Here is a 19,538-nt window from a genome sequence, read left to right on the forward strand (position 1 = left end):
GCAACTCCGGAACTCCGCGCTGCGTAGCGGAAGCGTGACATCACGCCAACAAACAAGGCTGGTTTTCAGCCCATGAGACGGCAATGCATGCCTGTTCAAGCGCATTCGGGCTCGTTATAAAAGCGTTGCTTTGCGAGCTCGCACAGACCAGCGGCAACGCAGCAATGGAGTCATCAGGAAGAATGCTGAACATCGGGCGGCGCATATCGCAGCAGCGTCGAACCCTCGAAATAATTCCCGTAGTACTCGCTCGCCCTCAGCCCCGGGTTCGCCTCAAAATCGATGTAAGGCTCGGAACAATGCGGGCAGCGAAAGGGATTGAGGTAGGCGTAGCTGGACCCATCCGGCGCCAACGGCAGTGCGTCTTCCAGCGCAGCAAGCGCTTCGGCATCCGGCTCGGACAGCGCTGCGGGGCTGCCAGGCAGGTGGCTATCGACGGTGATGGTGTACTTGCCGGACCCCGAGTAGAAGTATCCCGCGTTGCTAAAACCCGCGTGATAGGAGCGGATCAGGAACGAACGCTTGCAGTGGTCGCATTCACAGGAGAGCGCCACGTTGCCACTAGTGACGATTCCATTGAAGTGCAGCCCCCTGGCAAACAACCCCTTGCCTGCAAGTACGGAACTGCTGACGCTTGCGCCCGGCAGGAAGAACGGCTGAAACCTGATCCCGGGTGCTTGGCCATTCGCAAACGCATCTGGATCGAGCTGCTCGGTCTGCGAAATGACACAGTCTGCCTGGCACCCGAGGTTGGGATGCACGCGAACGGAAAAGTGGAACCACCCCGTCGCAGCACCAAGTTCATGCCGATGCACCTCTCCCGCCGAGTCGGCAAACTCCAGGACGCTATTGGACTTCAACCATGCGGAAGGCTTGAGCTCACATGGGACATCGCTCTCGGTAACGCGGCACAACTCTCGCCCATCGGCGCGAACGATCAATAACGGAGCGGCTTTCTTCTTGAAGATGGAGAACATGCTTTCCTTGGCGGCAGTGCGTGAGTGACAGATTGGAACGCTGGGCGCGAGCGCAGCAGAACAATGGTAGCTCTACCGAAGGTTCGGCGCTGCGCTCGCGGTATTCCTCTTGAAGGCCATGCCTACACTGGCGGGCGCAGTCAACACGAAACCGAACTGCTGATAGAGCCTGTACGCCTGACCATCAGCAATTAGGCTGACGTACGCCGAATCAGGGACTTCCTGCTCAATATAATTGGCGATCTCGCCCATGACAGCCTTACCCAGACCACGGCCCTGATGCTCTGGCAAGACGGCAATATCGACCACCTGATAGAAACAGCCGCCATCACCGATAACGCGCCCCATCGCCACCGGCTCGCCATCGCAAAGTACCTGCACGCTGAAGAGCGAGTTGGGCAGCCCGCGCTCGGCGGCTTCAAGTGCCTTCGGACTCAAGCCGCTTGCTTGCCGAAGATGCCGATACGCTTCGACAGTCGGTGTTTGATGCACAACGCGGTAGGGCGCTGAATGAGTCATTGCAAATCCCTGTAGCACCGAACGGCTACGCTCATTCGATTTGATAGGTGGATGAGGCTTGATTGAAATTCTAGGCCGAATCAGCGGGAGAACCAATAAATGCTCTGTTCGCCTCGGTCACTGGAGCAAGTATTTCCAGGAGAGCTTTAGCCAACCAGCGAACCTGCTCCCAAGCGGGGTGCTGCATTGCCACAAGATTTACGGTGCGCCCCGAGCCTCCTGGTATGTCGTTGACCGGAACAAGATGTGCCGCAGCCATAAATGCAAGAACAGCAGATTCCTGCTGCTCTGTGAAGAAGCCAGTACCTATCAGGTTCTGTCCGTACAGAGCATCATCTCGTAGCTCCCAAGCGGTGTTGTAGTCGCCCATCGCTTGGCACTGCTCTTCCGCTGGCTCGGCCAACGTCTCTACAGTAAAGAGGAAAGCATTGTATGAGAGGTGTGATGCCTCAATTGCCGATATTTGTGGGGGATCAGACATGGATTTCAATAGTCTGGCTAAGTTGGACTGTTAGGCGTCTTCGGCTTGAGGGAATAGCTAAGTCGACCGGCGAATCGGCTTCGGCTCGAATGAATTGTCAGGCCGCATGCTGATACGTCACGGCTACAAATCCAATGATTGCTGCAAGGACAAGCATGACAATCCATCCTGACCTCTGATGGAACGGCACTGGGTTGCACCCAATCTGCGCTTCCGCCGCCGAAGCGTTAACTATCCAGCCGTGGGAGCAAACGGGGCAAATGAGCTGGTACTGCTTGGAGATAACCCATCCGAAAAGATGGTAGAAGTGTCCGTACGTGTACTTGAGACGCAGTGTAAAGACTTGCTCTTGCTCGCACCTCTGGCAGTGCTCAAGCTCTGCCAGGTCGAAGGTCAGCACACGCTCGCCCCATCCCCAAAGAATCATCTGTCTCTCTCGAAATATCCTTAGCGGTCCAGCAACTGGATTAAACAGAACCGCGAACTGGATCCGGCTTGAACGACTTGCCAGGCGTCGCCACTAGTCACTGCTTCCGGCACAGCCAGAGTCCCCCGCATCGCAACCGGAAAAACCAATGTCCTGACCACCCGATGCGCCACCATCGGATGACAGATAGAGCGGGTCACTTGTATCGGACGACGTGGAGCCAGCTGCCTGAGAAGAAGCAAATGCCGCACAAACCACCGCGCCAATGACTGGAACAAGCCAGATGAGGGCAAGTTGCAATGCGCGTTGTGATGGCGACAGCACCGAAACGCGAAGCACTGCAACCGATGCGACGATATTGCCAAGGGCAAGTACCACACCCAATAGAAGCATCAACTTCATCCAGACCTCCAAGTCGCCTGACTATTGCCGGGGCTGCCCGTGTGGCGTAAAAACGATCCTCGCCGAGTCGTCCATGGCCGTCAATCGCTGCAAGCCTTTGCAACAAACGCTCGTTATGCCAGCGCGGCTGCCCATGACCATGTGCTATGCCATAGTCAAGCTAATCTAACGTGAGATGCAGGACGACGGCTTGGTGCTCCATCTTTGTCCTGCGCGAGGAGCAGTGAGCGCGCAAGGTGTGATGCTAAACGCGTTGCGCTTGATGCGGGCGTTGCAACGATCAGCGCTGACGGAATTGTTGCCGTCGAGCCTAGGCTAAGTCGGCGATCAATCATGTGTGCGAGCTCCATCTACAACCATCTCCATCCGCAGCCTGACACCTGAGTTAAGCCGACCCGCGAAGCGGGTTCGGCGTGAATGAATTGTTAGGCATCTGCCCGAGAGAACTGAGTTGCTCCTCCAGCCATGCCACGAACTCCTGCTCTGAGAGTGGATTGGGACAATGATCCCACTCGTTCCAGCGGCGATCGACCATAGTGGACCAGTCGCCAGCGACCTGAGCAAGCGCGGGGTGACCACCCCAGAATTTTGTGGCTGTGGCGAGCTCACTGACGCGACCATTGAGCTCCTGGATCGAACAAGTCCCTGCCAAGTAGCGTCGAGCGGCCTCAATCATCTGGCGGAACTCTCCGATCTCAGTGGACATAGTGCTGGTGCCTAACTCCTGAGTTAAGCCGGACCGCTTTGCGGCGTTGGGCAAGTGAAACTTGCAAGAACTTGCACGAGGCCGCGAAGCGGGCTCGGCTTGAACGAATTGTTAGCCCTCTGGCTTTGAGCTAAGTGGTATTTGACTTGGATCGCCATGCCTGACGATGCGAATGTGCAGGGCGTGGAAGGCGGAGTTCCCTCCAACACCACCACGTATTTGTTGCCTCTCGCGAGCAGCGTACACGCGGAGGCCGGCGTCGTTGAGGTAGGACATGCTCTCCGCAAGTGACTTCTGAGCGTTGATCCGCTCGTAGGGCTCATGAAGTCCGAGATCGACCCAGTCTGTCAGGTTCTGCAAAAAACCACCTACACAATCTAGCTCTTCCTCTGATAGATCTTCTGGGTAGTCATCGTAGCGGCCGTGACAGTCCGAGGATAAATCTATTAGTGTTTTTGCAGATGTGACCAAAGCTAGGTGCGTTGGAATCTCTTGCTTGATCCGAACGATTCGCACTGGTGCCGGCTGATCTCGCTGATCTAGCCGCTCTCTGACCCATTTCTCATGATTGTCTTTCAGTTGCCGCAGGGTCTCTGCAGTAAACGTTTCGTATTGATCATCAACGAGTTTGTGATGTACACGGCAAAGCAATAGGAGATTGCTTTGGTCATCAATGGCCTCCGCGGCAATGGTCGGGTCGTGGCGTGGGCCGCTTTTGGCACCTGAGATGATGTGGCACTCATCCCCGACAACTGACTCAGAGTCAACTTCCGATGCGTCTATCACTAGGCGCGTCTTGCAGAATGCACAAAGACTTCCAGAGCGGCCCCAAAGCACTTTTCTGGTCTTATCCGTGATGCTCATACCGAGGGCTAACGCTGGAAATAAGCCGCGTGCCGTAGGCACGTCGGCTTGATTGACTGGTTAGGCCGGGATGGCCAAACGAAGGTAGCAAGGCGTGCTAAGGCGCCGGCGACCCTGTTGTCTGGTGCTGCGTCCGATGCAGGGCTTGCCACGTTGACCGTCCGATGAGGTGACCTGACAAGTGTCAGCCAGAGATGTGGTGGATGCAAGCGGAGCACCAGCACCAGCACCAGCACCGAGCCGATGCCAGTCGCGGCTGAGTTAAGCCGCGCCCAAGGCGTTGGCTTGAATGACTAGTTAGGGGGCACTTGCGCTGGCGCCGGAAATGACTCCCCGGCAGCAACGCGCTTTGCCAAGAGGTAAGCGCAGTACTTGTAAAGATCGTAGCGCGGTGAGTCGCTCTCAACGTAAACGATCTTCGTTGGGTAAAGGTGCACACCCGCCTCTGCCACACCCTCCAATACTGCGCCGGCGACTCTGACCTCATCCAGCGCGCCGTGCCGACATGATCCCCGTGCAGCTTTGCAGTGGATGTTGGGAGGGGTAGCGACTTCTCCAAACTCAAGCCCCAAAAGCACGTGCGATGGCCCGGTGATGTAAGAGACGTAGAACGTGTCTTCCTTGCGCATGAAGCCTGGCATTTGTACCACCTAACGCCTGAGTTAAGCCGCGCCGCGAAGCGGCGTCGGCTTGGACCAATTGGTAGCCCGCGACCTAGGCCGGCACATGTTGCGCCCACTGGCGGATGATGTGCTGCACCTGGGCAACCAGCGTTGCAACCGAATCGGGTCCCGGGAAACTGATGCAAGCGCGGTCCGGCCCCAGCCATTGCAACAGACTTTCGGGATCCTCAATCGAGTTGCGTGCGATAGAGGTCTTCTTGACGCCGAGGTGCAGGATGAGCTGAAGCGGAACCTTGCCGTTCAGGCGCATGGTCGCGAAGTGCTCGCCGGTATAGAAGCTCGGGGCGTTCCACTTAATCTCTTCCCCGATGCCGTCGACTGACGCCAGGATCGCGAAGCGCAAAGTTTCGACGTCCTCCCGCAGCGGCGAAGCAAGGCCTGCGATGTAATCGGCGACGGAAGCAGCGGAAGGAGACTTGCGACTACCCATAGCGGCTCCTAAGCGGGCTAACGCCTGAATTAAGCCGAGCCGCGAGGCGGCTTCGGCTTGAATGAGTTGTTAGAGATGATGCCCTTGAATGTGAAGTAGAAGGCCGCGCTGCCGATTATACCGAGTGCGCCGGCATTAAAGACGAGCTTAATATAAGCAGTCCAGTCGGATCTGAGTAGGGTGTTGGCTAACAATGCGATGGGCAGAGATCCTATGAGAAATCCCGCCAAAAGCATTGAGCGGAGCAAAAATTTGTTTGTACGTACTAGCCAGAGTGACACCGGCAACCCAAGAATAACTGCATGAGCAATGGCGAAAATCATGCAGAAGCCGATTAAGGCCAGGAAAGAAATGACGTCTTCGCCGCTGCGTAGCGCTTTTCCGTTCAAAGCCATGCCAGCAAAAACAAAAGCCAGGGCTGGCGCGAGTGCGGCTGCCAGAAAGGCGGCTACAACTGCAACAAACGTTCTCATCAATTCTAACGCCTGAGTTAAGCCGACCCGCGAAGCGGGTTCGGCTTGAATGAATTGTTAGGTGCCACCCACCCGATCACTGAAGGCGCGCTCTCCATCAGCACCCCACCAAGGAACAGCAATAGATGCACCTAGTTTGCGAAGATCCCTTAGCAAGCGGATCAGCCCATCAATTTGAGCCGAACCCCACTCAGGGCCCATCCGATAGTCGAGTGTAATCCCGTCCGCATCCACCCACACCCCGACGTCCGGAATGACCGTCTCGCCCAAGGTCACATCGGCCAGGACGATATGAAATGGCTCTAAATCGCCATTAACGGCTAGCTCCGCGTCCGCCGGGCTGCTGAAGGGGCGGTCACTGTCCGTGGCCGGCACCCAAACGCGACATCCACCCACCGTCGCGTCGACGGCACCAAGGGCGAATAGATGAGCGAAGGCACGTGCAACTTGGATAGGCGAAGGGAAGTGCAGCTCAATCTCAGGGAGCGAGCCGTCGTCCTCCTTAAAGTAGCGTTGCAGCTCCATGTGGCACCTAACACCTGAATTAAGCCGACCCGCGAAGCGGGTTCGGCTTGAATGAATTGTTAGGTGCCATGGCAGAGCTCACTGAGCGGAGATCCTCCACGGCACGTTGTCGAATCTTGGGGGACTTGATATGGCCAGGCAACCGACTAAGCCAGTGACTATTGGGGCCGTGCCCGCCACCACGAATGGCGGATAGACGACGCGATGTCGGGAGGGGGGGTGCGCCCAAGGACATTCACACACTCCGCAAGCTGTGCCGCGGAAGAGAAGCGGAAGACAAAACCCTGCGACTCGACGCAAAGCACGGGATAGCCGCTGCGACCCTTGGCCTTGGGAGCCGGCGGGCTGTATGAATCGGACGCGCGCCATGCGGAGCCGTCCAGCTCCAAGTGAACCCAGTAGGCCATTGGCTCATTGCGCCAGTCCTGTGTGTGTTCGATCCAGTTGCGGGCAACCTTCCCCATGGCACCTAACGCTTGAATTAAGCCGAGTTGCGAAGCAACTTCGGCTTGAATGAGTTGTTAGGCGCCGCGCCGGAAACGGCCGAGCCCGAGTACGATAAGTATTGCAAGCCAGACCGTGAAAGTGGCAATTACTACAGAGGAAATCGTCGTGGCGAGCAGTTTTGGTTCCATTACGACAAAGGGTGCAGCCCACCAGTAACCGGCGTTGCCGATTTGGACCGGTGTAAGAAATGCACACACTACAGCCGTGCGGATCAATAGTTTGAGCCAAAAGGTAGAAATGGATCGTGTGAAAAACCAAGCGAAGAAAAAGGTGATTGCTAGGCCAGCGACAAGGACACCGTAGAGCAGTACGATCAGGCCGGTGGGGTCCGATGCCAACGCAGGAAGCGGCTGCAGAAATAACGCGGCGAGAAGAAGCCGATGTTGGGGATGTTTCATGCAGGGCCTAACGCTTGAGTTAAGCCGCGCCGCGAAGCGGCGTCGGCTTGGACGATTTGTTAGCCCCCACGCTACACCCACGGATTCTCATAGATAGTCTCCCGCAGCAGTCGGGCCGCAAAGAATGCCATTTGCTCAAGCTCTGCCTCGGTGGTTTGAGGCTTCTCAAGGAGCATGGCGTCATCCCATGGCTCGTCGATGTGCACCCATCTATTGCGGTACTTGCGCAGCGTATGCAAGTTCTCTTTCAAAGCGTTCGGAATTGGGGACAAATCTATCAGGTCTACTAAACGCTCCTTTTTTGACTGTGCATACTCAGATCGCAGGTAGGTCTCAATGCCGGACATCGCGGTGAGAATCGATGCCAAATGAGCTGAATGCACAAATGCAATGTCCGTCTCACGGACTATGACGCTACACCACTCAGAGAGGATGACGCCACCTTTAAGCAGTTCCTCGTCAAGTGCTGCCAAGTGTGACCAGCGATCATCTGGGGTCATGTGGGCTAACGCCTGAATTAAGCAGACCCGCGAAGCGGGTTCGGCTTGAATGAATTGTTAGGGGACAGCCTACGTGGCGTCATGACTGATTGCCAGGCTGCCGACGAACCACAAGTACGCAGCCGCTGCGACAGTAAGCAAGTGCAGCACGCCGACCCAGCGCCACCGAAGGGCCAAGACCGAAGGGGCAACTAGGGCGACCGTTACGACGAGCCCAGCCAGTGGGAAATACCTAGCGAGTTGCGATGATTCAATGCCAGGAATGCCGGCCACAAGGCATGAGGCCGCAAAGAAAAAGAAAGCAGAAAGGCCTGCGGCTGACGCCTTGAGCTTACGGTTTGGCGTCGAAGAGAGAACAAAAGCCGGGAGGATAACGGTGAGCCCGATGAGCCCGGGAATACCTTGTTCCGCGGCAAAGAGAACGTGGTGCAAATCCATAAATGTCACTGCCCCCTAACACCGGAATTAAGCCGAGCCGCGAAGCGGCTTCGGCTTGAATGAATTGTTAGGGGGCACGCGCCGGAACCAGAACCACCATGTGCCGATACCACATGCAAACAGCCACGCAAGTAGAAACCAGAACCCAGACCGTGATTCGACTGCCGTTGTGGCTTGGCCATTCTCTTGAGCGAAGGTAACGATCTTGGGGTCGTCGAGGACGCTCGGAACGATGATATATGAGCGAGAAGATCTGACGTACTGAGACTGAGTCGAGTAGCGGGACTGGTAGGAAGCGCCCACGAGAATTGCTGATTGATCGGAGTATTGGGCGAGGCCTGTGGAAGCTGGAGGTCAAGGTGACAGCCAGTCGTACACCGCTACCACCGGGACCAGGAGCAAATAGGCAGGCATGCCGAACTTAAGCAGCATGCGGAATAGACCAACGAGAAACTTCACCAGTGCCCCCTAACACCTGAGTTAAGCCGCGCCGCGAAGCGGCGTCGGCTTGGACGAATTCTTAGGGCACAGCTGGCGACAGACCATGACGCGTGCTCCACTCGGCGGACCAACTGAAAAGCTTGACGTGGTGCACCTGATGCCAGCCCTCGCCTCGCTCATTATCCAGCATGGTCTCGGTGAGATCGACTCCGCCCCAGGCCTGCGTAAAGAGGTGGCCGTCTTGGCAACTACCTTGCTCGGCATGCTCTCGAAGCCTGCGAATCTCCCGTTCCAGCGCGAGGAGGCCAGACACGTCACCATGAATATGGACGACATTGCCTTCCGAGTTTGCAACGATGCTTAGCATGAGAAGCGAATCACCTTTGTCTGCGGCCTAACAACTATTCGAAGTCAAAAAGGTGCGTATCACCGGGGTGTAATACGTAAACCCTGACCTCCACACCAAGTGCATTCCCATTGGTTTTACCGCGACACCCCGATCGTGGTGCGTGACCACGGTGCGTAAACATGTCGCATTCCCCTGCGGCGACTCATCGCAATGCGACCGTATCATTCCGACCGAACGGCTTCAATGTCTTCGTCTGCATCGGCCGCCAAGCAGCCGTCTTCGGCAGCGCCTAGCGGGCGACGGCCTGCCAGGCTGTTGGACCGCGTCCGCGATCGGTTGCAGCGGCTGGGCCGTGCCAAGCGCACCGAGGATGCCTATGTTGGTTGGATTCGGCGCTTCATCCTGGCCAACGACAAACGCCATCCAGAGACGATGGGAGTGCGCGAAGTGGAGGCGTTCCTGACCATGCTGGCGGCGCGCGATGGCGTGGCGCCTTCCACGCAGAATCAGGCACTGGCCGCCTTGCTGTTTCTGTATCGCGAGGTGTTGGGACGCGATCTGCCATGGATGGACGAGATTCGGCGTGCCAAGCGGCCGCGGCGGTTGCCGACCGTCCTGAGTGAGGTGGAGGTCACGGCGGTGCTGGCGCAGATGGAGGGGCGTCACGCACTGATGGCGGCACTCCTCTACGGGACCGGCATGCGCCTGATGGAGTGCGTGCGCCTACGCATCAAGGATGTGGATGTTGCGCGCAACGAGATCGTGGTGCGCGATGGCAAGGGTGGGAAGGACCGCCGCACACTGCTGCCGCAGTCATTGCGCGATGCGCTGCAGCTCCAGTTGGACGAAGCCAAGCGCGTGCATGCGCGGGACCTGCAGGTGGGCGCAGGTGAGGTCTGGCTTCCGCACGCGCTGCTGCGCAAGTATCCCAATGCAGCGCGTGAGCCAGGATGGCAGTATCTGTTCCCGGCGCCGCGTCGTAGCGTGGATTCGCGCGGGGGTGCGGTTCGCCGCCATCATGTGGACGAGAAGGGTTTGCAGCGTGCGGTGAAGGCGGCCTGTCGGCAGGCAGGGCTGGACAAGCCGGCCAGCTGCCACACCCTGCGGCATTCTTTCGCAACCCATCTGCTCGAAGCTGGGTACGACATCCGCACCGTGCAGGAGCTGCTGGGTCACAAGGACGTGGCGACCACCCAGCTCTACACCCATGTGCTGGGGCGAGGCGCGTCGGCGGTGCGCAGCCCGCTCGATCGTCAGCCGCAGGCTCGGCGATAAGTGCTGCTTGCGCGCTTCAGCCGTCCAGCATCGCCTTGTCCCGCACCGCACCCTTGTCTGCGCTGGTCGCCAGCAACGCGTAGGCCTTCAACGCCGTAGTGACCTTGCGTGGGCGCACTTCCACCGGCTTCCAGCCCTTGGCATCCTGCTCTGCACGACGACTGGCAAGCTCTTCGTCGGACACCAGCAGATTGATCGAGCGGTTGGGGATATCGATCAGGATCTTGTCGCCGTCGCGTACCAGCCCGATCGCGCCGCCCGCCGCCGCTTCCGGTGAGGCGTGGCCGATCGACAGGCCCGAGGTGCCGCCGGAGAAGCGGCCGTCGGTGAGCAGGGCGCATTGCTTGCCCAGGCCCTTGGATTTGAGATAGCTGGTGGGGTAGAGCATTTCCTGCATGCCGGGGCCGCCCTTGGGGCCTTCGTAGCGGATCACCACGATGTCGCCGGCTTTCACTTCGTCGGCCAGGATGCCCTTCACTGCCGAATCCTGGCTCTCAAAGACACGCACATTGCCTTCGAAGACGTGGATGGATTCGTCCACACCTGCGGTCTTCACCACGCAGCCGTCGCGGGCGATATTGCCGTACAGCACGGCCAGGCCGCCTTCCTGCGAGAACGCGTGGGCGACATCGCGGATGCAGCCTTCGCTGCGATCGGTGTCCAGGCTGTCCCAGCGCGTGGCCTGGCTGAAGGCGATCTGCGTGGGGATGCCGGCCGGGCCGGCCTTGTAGAACGTGTGCACGGCCTCCGCGTCGGTCTGGGTGACATCCCATTGCGCGATGGCGTCGGCCAGCGTGCGTGCGTGCACCGTGGCCGCGTTGGTATGCAGCAGGCCGCCACGCGCCAGCTCGCCGAGGATGGCCATGATGCCGCCGGCGCGGTGCACGTCTTCGATGTGGTACTTGGGCGTGTTTGGCGCGACCTTGCACAGCTGCGGCACGCGCTTGGACAGGCGGTCGATATCGCGCATGCCGAATGGCACGTCGCCTTCCTGTGCGGCGGCGAGCAGATGCAGGATGGTGTTGGTCGAGCCGCCCATCGCGATATCCAGCGTCATCGCATTCTCGAACGCTTCGAAGGTGGCGATGCCGCGCGGCAGGGCGGTGGGGTCTTCGCCGCCATACCAGCGGTGGCACAGCTCCACCGCCACGCGCCCGGCGCGCAAAAACAATTGCTCGCGGTCGGCATGCGTGGCCACCACGGTGCCGTTGCCCGGCAGCGACAGGCCCAGCGCTTCGGTCAGGCAGTTCATCGAGTTGGCGGTGAACATGCCCGAGCACGAGCCGCAGGTGGGGCAGGCGCTGCGTTCGAACTCGGCCACCTTTTCGTCGGAGGCGCTGTCGTCGGCGGCGATCACCATCGCGTCGATCAGATCGAGCTTGTGTTCGGCCAGCTTGGTCTTGCCGGCTTCCATCGGCCCGCCGGAGACGAACACGGTGGGGATGTTGAGCCGCAATGCGGCCATCAACATGCCGGGGGTGATCTTGTCGCAATTGGAAATGCACACCAGCGCGTCGGCGCAATGCGCGTTGACCATGTATTCGACCGAGTCGGCGATGATCTCGCGGCTAGGCAGCGAATACAGCATGCCGTCGTGACCCATGGCGATGCCGTCGTCCACGGCGATGGTGTCGAACTCCTTGGCCACGCCGCCGACGCGTTCGATCTCGCGCGCGACCAGCTGGCCGAGATCCTTCAGATGCACGTGCCCGGGCACGAACTGCGTGAACGAGTTGGCGATGGCGATGATGGGCTTGTGGAAGTCCCCATCCTTCATGCCGGTGGCGCGCCATAGTGCGCGGGCACCGGCCATGTTGCGGCCGTGGGTGGAGGTCTTGGAGCGGTACTCGGGCATGGCGAATTCGACGGCTGATTGGCGAGCGGTGGCTGGCAATTAGAGCGCGTCGTGACTGTTGCTGCTGCAACGGTCGCGGCGCGCTCCGGTGATCCGGCACGGTAGCACGCGGGCCAGGGCACGCCGTGGCGGTGGGGGAGGGCGCGGGCCGCGCGCATCGCACAGGCGGCGCCGGAGCGTTCGCCGGCACGGCGCGCGAACACGCGCCTCCCGCACGCGGCGCCCGCTGGTCGGCGTGGCATGTAATGCGATGTAAACGTATGCGGGGTTGCAGGCAGTGCCCGGAGTGCAAACCGGAGCGCAGATTGCGCCGTTGCCACACCGGCACCATCGCCGTAAGACCGGTGCGGCAGAGGGGAGCACCACCGCCAAGGATCTCCACCAACGGCACCGCAGGAGGCGCCCATGTCCGACCATCCACACCCACGCCGCACGGCGGCGGCAGCCCCGCATCCCATCGACCAGAGGCCGGCAGCAGCAGCCGGCATCACCCGCCGTCGCGTGCTGCAGGGCGCAGCCGGCGCGGTGGCACTGGCCGGCCTCGGGTGGGGCGGCCGCGCGGCTGCGCAGAGCGCCACCCTGCCGTTCGCGGGCCTGAACCTGTCGGGCCTGGCCTCCAACAGCTATGTGGAGAATGCCGAGATCGGCACCCACTATCGCGCCATTACCGCACAGCACGTGGCCGCCGCCGGGGCTTGCCCGCTGTTCCGGCTGCCGACCACCGCCGCGCGCTTCACGCGGGGGCAGGGGCTGGCCTTGAACGAGACCTACTGCAGCCAAGTCCAGGATGCGCTGGACCACATCGCCGCCCGCGGCAAGCGCGCCATCGTGGAGCTGCACGACTACATGCGCCTGCCGCAGCGGGTGGCCGTCAAGTCGGGCTATCGGCGCGACGCCAGCGGCACGCTTGTGGATGCGCGCGGCAACCGTATCGACGACCCGGCGGCCGCCGCGGTCTGGGCCGACACCTATCCGCTGCGCAATTTCGGCTACCAGGGCTATTTCGATCGCCGCGACGGGCTGCTCAAGCTGTACGAATACCGCGTGATCGGCACGCCGGGGTGCACGCTCTACAACGCGTCCGGCCTGCCCGACCTGTGGGCACGCATCGTCAACCGGTTCCGGCAGCACCCGGCGGTGTTCGGCTGGGGCGTGATGAACGAGCCCTATCAGGGCGACGAGCGCGCCGCCGACGGCAGCGTGCTGTTGATGGCGGCGCACTGGCAGAACACCGCCACTGCGTGCTGCAAGACCATCATCGATCGCGACCGCGACCACTTCGTGTTCGTGTGCGGCAACGGCTATGCCAGTGCCCGGCTCTGGCAGAAGGATTCGATGGGCCTGTTCGACATCCCCGATCCCTACAACCGCATCGTCTACGAAGCGCACAACTATCTGGACAACAACGGGGCTGGCGGCGGCAACTGGATCGGACCGGGAGGGCGCAACGAAGTGATCCAGCCCGATACCGGCATCACGATGGTGACGCCCTTCATCGACGCCCTGCGGGATGCCGGCAAGCGCGGTTATCTCGGCGAGCACGGCTACCCGGCCGGCAACCGCAGCGCGGAGGTCGCCACCACGCGGATGTTGGCCCATCTGCAGGCGAACAATATCCCCAGCACGCAATGGTGCTTCGGCCCCGGTTGGCCGGATGACGACGTGCTCGGCATGAGCCGCGACGTGGGCGCGGACATCCAGGCCAAGAGCAATCTCGCTGCCGTGCAGGCCTTTTTCGACGTGCGCCTGTCCAGCTACATCCCGCCGCGCTAGCCACGCTGCCGCTGGCGGCAGGTGGCGGCGGTTTACACTGGCGGCATGCGCAAGAACCTCCCGTGCCGCGCCGGCTGCGCGGCCTGCTGCATCGCGCCGTCGATCAGTTCGGCCATCCCCGGCATGCCGCAAGGCAAGCCGGCGGGCGTGCCCTGCGTGCAGCTCGACAGCCAGGGCCGTTGTCGCCTGTTCGGGTTGCCGACGCGGCCTGCGGTGTGCGCCAGCCTGCGTCCGTCCGAGGACATGTGCGGCGCATCGCGCGCGCAGGCGCTGGCCACGTTGACGGCACTGGAGCACGCCACGCGGCCGTGAGCCGCGGCACGCCTCAGCTGCCGGTGCCCTGCGCCTTGCGGGAGAAGACCCGCTTGATGCCGGTACCCACGGCAAACACGCCCAACAGCACCAGCTTCCAGCCCTTGGCCAGCAACAGGCCCAGCTTGGCGAACAGCCCGGCCTTGGCCGCCAGGCCACCGCCGATCAGGCCGGCAAGCCCATAGCTGGCGATCTTGTCGGTGGACGGGTTGTGGTCGGCATAGCGCGCGCCCTGGTCGAATTCGGTCATCGGCAGCAATTGCTGCATGCCCTGGCGGACCTGTTCGAGCTGGTCCATGCCGGCGACGGCATTGAGGCTGAGGTAGCCGCTGCGGCCCAGCACGCGGATATCGTAGTTGAGCGTGTGCTGCTGGGCGCCATCGAAGCGCAGTTCCTTGGCCCAGTAGAGCTTCTTGCTGCCGGCGTCGTACCGCGGCGGCACCGCCCAGCCGAGCAAGTCGACGGTGCCGTAGCCCTGCTCGCGGCGCGCGGCGTTGTCTTCGGCGGTGCCCTTCTGCATGTCGGCCAGCAGCTCGCTGTAATCGATCTTGGCGGCATCCTCGTCGGACACATAACCGTCGTCGGCATAGGTCACCACCACTGCCCAGCCACCCGGCGCATCCAGCGCGGGTGTGCGCGGCACGATCATGCCCAGCACGCTGTCGTCAGGCGGGTTGCCCCACAGCTGCTCAAGCACGCGGCGCGTGTCGGCCTTGTCCAGGTAGCGGAATGCCGGGTCCAGGTCGAAGTGCGCCTTGGCTTGCGGCACGTCGATGTGGCCGTCGCGGTACTGCAGGGCAGACAGCACCTGCGCTTCGTCGACGGCGTCGGCTGGAATGGCCAGCAGCGACGGGCTTGCGATCAGCAGGCAGGCGGCCAGCAGGCTGCCCAGGGCAAAACGCGTATGCATCGGGTCGAATCCATTCGAGGGCAGCGTCCCCACGCCGCAGGGCGCCGATCTTGCCATGCCTGCGTAGGGCGGACAACGGCTCAGCCGGTACCGACGGTGCCCAGGTACTGGTCCTTGAGCCGCACATAATGCTGTGCGGAGTAATGCAGGCTTTCGATTTCCCTGTCGCTGAGCGTGCGGGCCAGCCGTGCGGGATTGCCCAGCCACAACTCGCCTTCGCCGACGATCTTGCCCGGGCCGACGACCGCCCCGGCGCCGACAAAGCCGTAGCGTTTGACGGTGGCGCCGTCGAGCACGCAGGCGCCCATGCCGATCAGGCACAGGTCTTCGATGGTGCAGGCATGCAGGATGGTGCCGTGGCCGACCGTGACGTCGGCGCCGATCACGGTCGGGTAGCCGGCCTTGTTGAACGGGCTATGGTGGCTGACGTGGATGATGGTGCCGTCCTGCACGTTGGTGCGTGCGCCGATCTGCACATGATTGACGTCGCCGCGAATCACCGTGCCCGGCCACACCGACACGTCATCGCCCAGGCTCACCTTACCGATGATGGTGCAGGCAGGATCGACATAGACGCGTGCGCCCAGTTGCGGGGTGTGTTCCAGGAACGAGCGAATCGGGGTCACGATGATCTCCGGCATGTCGGCGTGCCGCCCGGTGCGGGCACGGCCTGCATGATAGCGGGCGTGCGTCGGCATGCGGAAAGCGCTGGTGTGGCAGTGGATCGATCTGGCTGCGGACGTGCCTGATGCAGCGGCGCAGCGTGTTGGAACAGCTGGCGCCAGGGCGTGTGAGGCTGCGCCTGCACATTCGCTGCCGCTTCGAACGGATCGAGGTGTGTGTGGCGGTGAGCAGTCATGCATATGTCGCGTCGTTCAACCTCGCTGCCAGCAACGTTGCATCCATGCCTGTATCACGAGTGCGGCGTTGCGCTTTGCAATCCTGATCGGGCGAGCGTGAGGGTTGCCCGGTCTGATCGCACTCGAGTCACGCGCTGCAGCACTACATGCGAGGTCGATCGTTTCCGTGCAGGCAAGGCGCACACCGCAGACGCCGCTGCGCAGACAGCTCAACGAATGCGTGGAGAGGCAAGCGAAGCGCGCTGCCTGCTTGTTCGATAAGCGCACACCCGTGCAGGCCGCCGTCTTGAACGCCCTCTGCGATCGGCCTAGCGTGCGGTGACATTGCAACACCCCGACTGTCGTTGCCGCGTTGCAGTGCCGCTGCGCTGTCGAAGGCCGTCGCAGCTTCCAGCGCGCTTGCGTCTTCGTCGTGGTGGCGCTGCGTGAGCGCATGGCCATGCGTGAGGTTGCCAATGCAGCTGCCCTCCCTAACCAGGATCACCCGATGACCCAGAGCGCCGCGATACCTGCACCCTTCGTACTGCAACGCATGACGCCGTTTCAGTGGAGGGCGGTGGCGGTGTGCGTGTTGCTGACCATGCTCGATGGCTTCGATGTGATGGCGATGGCCTTCACCGCCCCGCATGTGTCGGCGCAGTGGCAGTTGTCGGGCAAGCTGCTCGGGGCCTTGTTCAGTGCCGGCCTGGTCGGCATGGCGGTGGGATCGTTGCTGCTGGCGCCGCTGGCCGACCGCATCGGGCGGCGCGCGACGATCCTGGCATGCCTGGCGATACTGACCATGGGCATGGGCGCCTCGGCGCTGGCCACCGGGGTATGGCAACTCGGCGCGTTGCGGGCATTTACCGGTATCGGCATCGGCGGCATGCTGGCCTGCGTCGCGGTCATCGCTGCCGAATATTCCACCGCCCAGTGGCGCAGCACGGCACTGGCGCTGCAGGCCACCGGTTATCCGATCGGCGCGACGCTGGGCGGTGCGATCGCAGCACTGCTGTTGCAGCACTGGTCCTGGCACGCGGTGTTCGTGCTCGGTGCGCTCGGGTCGCTGCTGTGTGTGCCCTTGGTACTGGCGTTCTTGCCCGAGTCGTTGGAATTTCTGATCGCGCGTCGCCCGCCCGATGCAGGCGCACGCTTCAACGCAGTGCTTGCGCGCATGGGCCTGCCGCCGCAGGCGGTACTGCCGTCACCGCCGCCGCATCGCTCCGATCGGGCGCGGGGTTATGCGGCCTTGTTCGTGCCGGCATTGCGACGGCAGTCGCTGTTGATCGCGCTGGCGTTCTTTCTGCTGATGTTTGCGTTCTATTTCGTGCTCAGCTGGACTCCGAAGCTGCTGGTCGTGGCCGGCTTGTCGGCAGAGCAGGGCGTGACCGGTGGCGTGTTGTTGAACCTGGGCGGGATCGCCGGCGGTGCGATCTTCAGCGCGCTGGCCGCGCGTGCGCGGCTGTCGTGGCTGACCGCCGGTGTGCTGGGGCTGTCGGCGCTGGCGCTGCTGGCCTTTGGCTGGTACAGCACGGTGCTGGGTTGGGCGTTCGTCATTGCGGTGCTGAGCGGAGCGGTGCTGTTTGCCGCCATCGCCGGGCTGTATGCGGTGGCGCCGGTGGTCTTCACGGCGGCGGTGCGTTCCACCGGCATGGGCTGGGCGATCGGCGTGGGCCGCTTCGGTGCGATCGCCTCGCCGCTGTGCGTGGGCGTGCTGGTGGATGCGGGCTGGTCGCCGGCGGCCCTGTACCTGGCCTGCAGCGTGCCGCTGCTGCTCGCGGCCATCGCCGTGCTGGGCATGCGTCTGCCGGCGCGCTGAACTGCTCAGCCGGCGGTCGCCGCACGGCGCGAGCGAGTTCTACCGGACCAAAGAAATCCTGCGCACTGCCGATAACCCGACAGACCCTCCATCGTCGTGGCGGGCTCTTCCGCGGACCATTTGCAGATCAGCGCCGGCATGCTCAGAACCATCGATTCAGACCAACTCCGCCCCGGCATGTATGTCTACAAGCTGCTGGGCGCGTGGGTGCACCACCCGTTCTGGAAGACCTCGTTCCTGGTCGATTCGGACGACGTGGAGAAGATCCATGGCAGCCGGATCGAGCAACTGGTGATCGATACTGCGCGTGGCCTGGACCTGGACACGGCGGCGCCGGACGCGCCCGATCCGCAGCCTGAGCCGGAGCAACCGCCGCCGCCGGCACCGGAACCCCCCGAGCCGGCCACCACCACGCGCACCGCGCGGACCAATAGCGTCACCGCGCAGGTCGGTATCGAGTCCGAAGTGGTGCGCGCACGCAAGATCTTCGAAGACGGCCGCGATACGGTCGAGGCGATGTTCCGCGATGTGCGGCTTGGCCGCACCGTCGACACCGAGGCGGCGATGCCGTTGGTGGAAGCCATCAACGATTCGGTCCTGCGGCATCCGCAGGCCTTGATCAGCGTGGCAAGGCTCAAGACCGCCGACGACTACACCTATCTGCATTCGATGGCGGTGGCCGGCCTGATGAGCGGGCTGGCGCGCCAGCTCGGTCTGCCCGAAGGGCAGGTCGTCGAGGCGGCCATGGGCGGCCTGCTGCACGACATGGGCAAGGCGGTGACGCCGCTGGACATCCTCAACAAGCCCGGCAAGCTCACCGACGAAGAGATGGCGATCATGCGCCAGCACCCGCTGGACGGTCATCGCCTGCTGCTGGCTGGCGGCGTGCAGAACGCGGTGGTGCTGGAGATCGCATTGCACCACCACGAGAAAATGGACGGCAGCGGCTACCCGAACCGCTTGGCGGGCGAGAACATCGCGCTGATGTCGCGGATGGGCGCGGTGTGCGATGTGTACGACGCCATCAGCTCGGACCGCCCCTACAAGCGCGGCTGGGATCCGGCCGAATCGCTCAAGCGCATGGCGTCGTGGCAGGGGCACTTCGACCCTGTGGTGTTCCAGGCCTTCGTGCGCCGGCTGGGGATTTATCCGGTCGGCTCGTTGGTGCGGCTGGAGTCGCAGAAACTGGCGGTGGTGATCGAGCAGACCCCCGATGCGCTGCTCAAGCCCAAGGTGCGCGTGTTCTATTCGGCCAAGCTGCGCAGCCATGTGCTGGTGCAGGACATCGACCTGTCGCGCCCGGACTGCCAGGACCGCATCGCGCAGATGGAAAGCCCCTCGGACTGGGGCTTCCGCGATCTTGAGAAGCTCTGGCTGCCGTAATCCGTAATCCGTAACCCGTAACCCGCTGGCCACAGGCCGCACGCATGCACGCGGCCTACCTGGCGCGGAGATGCGCTGGGCGAGTGGGCTGGGTCCGTAGGCGTCGTCTGGCGACGGCCGCAGCCTTGCCGTCGTGATTGCCACCATGGCTGCCAGGGCCGGCATGCCGCGCGCACCTGTGCCCGGCGTGCCTGTCACAGGCGTTTCCACCACGCCCGCCAGGCCTAGCGGCCCGCTGAGTCAGCCTGGCGA

Annotated in this window: 20 protein-coding genes; 5 read left to right on the plus strand and 15 right to left on the minus strand. The window is 62.2% G+C overall.

Annotated elements, in window-relative coordinates; translation table 11 throughout:
* Positions 1 to 173: 173 nt before the first annotated feature.
* The 12 genes from ABQY64_RS01855 to ABQY64_RS01910 all read right to left on the minus strand — a co-directional run bounded on the left by ABQY64_RS01855 (position 174) and on the right by ABQY64_RS01910 (position 9,138).
* A complete protein-coding gene (locus tag ABQY64_RS01855) occupies positions 174 to 977 on the minus strand; it encodes a hypothetical protein (RefSeq protein WP_349780211.1) in 804 nt (267 codons plus the stop codon).
* 72 nt (positions 978 to 1,049) lie between these two features.
* A complete protein-coding gene (locus tag ABQY64_RS01860; RefSeq protein ID WP_102583174.1) occupies positions 1,050 to 1,496 on the minus strand; it encodes a GNAT family N-acetyltransferase in 447 nt (148 codons plus the stop codon).
* A 70-nt stretch (positions 1,497 to 1,566) separates the two neighbouring features.
* Positions 1,567 to 1,977 carry a hypothetical protein gene (locus ABQY64_RS01865; RefSeq protein WP_349780212.1) on the minus strand — a complete coding sequence of 137 codons (411 nt, stop codon included), beginning with the start codon at positions 1,975 to 1,977 and terminating at the stop codon, positions 1,567 to 1,569.
* A gap of 520 nt (positions 1,978 to 2,497) precedes the next feature.
* Positions 2,498 to 2,806, minus strand: coding sequence for a hypothetical protein (locus tag ABQY64_RS01870; protein ID WP_126961800.1), 309 nt, complete (start codon positions 2,804 to 2,806; stop codon positions 2,498 to 2,500).
* 385 nt (positions 2,807 to 3,191) lie between these two features.
* Positions 3,192 to 3,512 carry a hypothetical protein gene (locus tag ABQY64_RS01875; protein WP_349780213.1) on the minus strand — a complete coding sequence of 107 codons (321 nt, stop codon included), beginning with the start codon at positions 3,510 to 3,512 and terminating at the stop codon, positions 3,192 to 3,194.
* 111 nt (positions 3,513 to 3,623) lie between these two features.
* Positions 3,624 to 4,376, minus strand: coding sequence for an HNH endonuclease signature motif containing protein (locus ABQY64_RS01880; protein WP_349780214.1), 753 nt, complete (start codon positions 4,374 to 4,376; stop codon positions 3,624 to 3,626).
* A 714-nt stretch (positions 4,377 to 5,090) separates the two neighbouring features.
* Positions 5,091 to 5,489: a DUF1801 domain-containing protein gene (locus ABQY64_RS01885; protein ID WP_349780215.1), complete on the minus strand. Its 399-nt coding sequence runs from the start codon at positions 5,487 to 5,489 to the stop codon at positions 5,091 to 5,093.
* A 29-nt stretch (positions 5,490 to 5,518) separates the two neighbouring features.
* Positions 5,519 to 5,962, minus strand: coding sequence for a hypothetical protein (locus tag ABQY64_RS01890; protein ID WP_349780216.1), 444 nt, complete (start codon positions 5,960 to 5,962; stop codon positions 5,519 to 5,521).
* A gap of 57 nt (positions 5,963 to 6,019) precedes the next feature.
* The gene (locus ABQY64_RS01895) at positions 6,020 to 6,487 is read right to left on the minus strand and encodes a hypothetical protein (RefSeq protein ID WP_349780217.1); all 468 of its coding nucleotides are present in this window, start codon (positions 6,485 to 6,487) and stop codon (positions 6,020 to 6,022) included.
* A gap of 521 nt (positions 6,488 to 7,008) precedes the next feature.
* A complete protein-coding gene (locus ABQY64_RS01900) occupies positions 7,009 to 7,392 on the minus strand; it encodes a hypothetical protein (protein WP_349780218.1) in 384 nt (127 codons plus the stop codon).
* Positions 7,393 to 7,463: 71 nt separating this feature from the next.
* A complete protein-coding gene (locus ABQY64_RS01905; RefSeq protein WP_039517403.1) occupies positions 7,464 to 7,892 on the minus strand; it encodes a hypothetical protein in 429 nt (142 codons plus the stop codon).
* A gap of 958 nt (positions 7,893 to 8,850) precedes the next feature.
* Positions 8,851 to 9,138: an Imm32 family immunity protein gene (locus ABQY64_RS01910; RefSeq protein ID WP_211921778.1), complete on the minus strand. Its 288-nt coding sequence runs from the start codon at positions 9,136 to 9,138 to the stop codon at positions 8,851 to 8,853.
* 225 nt (positions 9,139 to 9,363) lie between these two features.
* Here ABQY64_RS01910 and ABQY64_RS01915 point away from each other — a divergent pair, with 225 nt between their 5' ends.
* Positions 9,364 to 10,395: an integron integrase gene (locus ABQY64_RS01915; RefSeq protein WP_374151334.1), complete on the plus strand. Its 1,032-nt coding sequence runs from the start codon at positions 9,364 to 9,366 to the stop codon at positions 10,393 to 10,395.
* Between the two features lie 16 nt (positions 10,396 to 10,411).
* On the opposite strand, the gene ilvD is transcribed toward ABQY64_RS01915, so the two are convergent.
* Complete coding sequence (ilvD, locus tag ABQY64_RS01920) at positions 10,412 to 12,250, minus strand: dihydroxy-acid dehydratase (protein WP_349780219.1); 1,839 nt, start codon at positions 12,248 to 12,250, stop codon at positions 10,412 to 10,414.
* Between the two features lie 405 nt (positions 12,251 to 12,655).
* On the opposite strand from ilvD, the gene ABQY64_RS01925 reads away from it, so the two are divergent.
* A complete protein-coding gene (locus ABQY64_RS01925; protein WP_127158337.1) occupies positions 12,656 to 14,023 on the plus strand; it encodes a glycoside hydrolase family 5 protein in 1,368 nt (455 codons plus the stop codon).
* Between the two features lie 45 nt (positions 14,024 to 14,068).
* The gene (locus ABQY64_RS01930) at positions 14,069 to 14,335 is read left to right on the plus strand and encodes a YkgJ family cysteine cluster protein (RefSeq protein WP_080715739.1); all 267 of its coding nucleotides are present in this window, start codon (positions 14,069 to 14,071) and stop codon (positions 14,333 to 14,335) included.
* Positions 14,336 to 14,348: 13 nt separating this feature from the next.
* On the opposite strand, the gene ABQY64_RS01935 is transcribed toward ABQY64_RS01930, so the two are convergent.
* Complete coding sequence (locus tag ABQY64_RS01935) at positions 14,349 to 15,245, minus strand: DUF2167 domain-containing protein (RefSeq protein ID WP_047126267.1); 897 nt, start codon at positions 15,243 to 15,245, stop codon at positions 14,349 to 14,351.
* Between the two features lie 80 nt (positions 15,246 to 15,325).
* Positions 15,326 to 15,871, minus strand: coding sequence for a gamma carbonic anhydrase family protein (locus ABQY64_RS01940; protein ID WP_039530167.1), 546 nt, complete (start codon positions 15,869 to 15,871; stop codon positions 15,326 to 15,328).
* A gap of 721 nt (positions 15,872 to 16,592) precedes the next feature.
* Between ABQY64_RS01940 and ABQY64_RS01945 the strand changes: the two genes are divergently transcribed.
* Positions 16,593 to 17,903 carry an MFS transporter gene (locus ABQY64_RS01945; protein WP_349780220.1) on the plus strand — a complete coding sequence of 437 codons (1,311 nt, stop codon included), beginning with the start codon at positions 16,593 to 16,595 and terminating at the stop codon, positions 17,901 to 17,903.
* Positions 17,904 to 18,041: 138 nt separating this feature from the next.
* Positions 18,042 to 19,286: an HD-GYP domain-containing protein gene (locus ABQY64_RS01950; protein WP_039518322.1), complete on the plus strand. Its 1,245-nt coding sequence runs from the start codon at positions 18,042 to 18,044 to the stop codon at positions 19,284 to 19,286.
* Positions 19,287 to 19,538: the final 252 nt, after the last annotated feature.

The sequence above is a fragment of the Xanthomonas sp. WHRI 7065 genome, from assembly GCF_040203115.2.
GTDB lineage: Bacteria > Pseudomonadota > Gammaproteobacteria > Xanthomonadales > Xanthomonadaceae > Xanthomonas > Xanthomonas arboricola.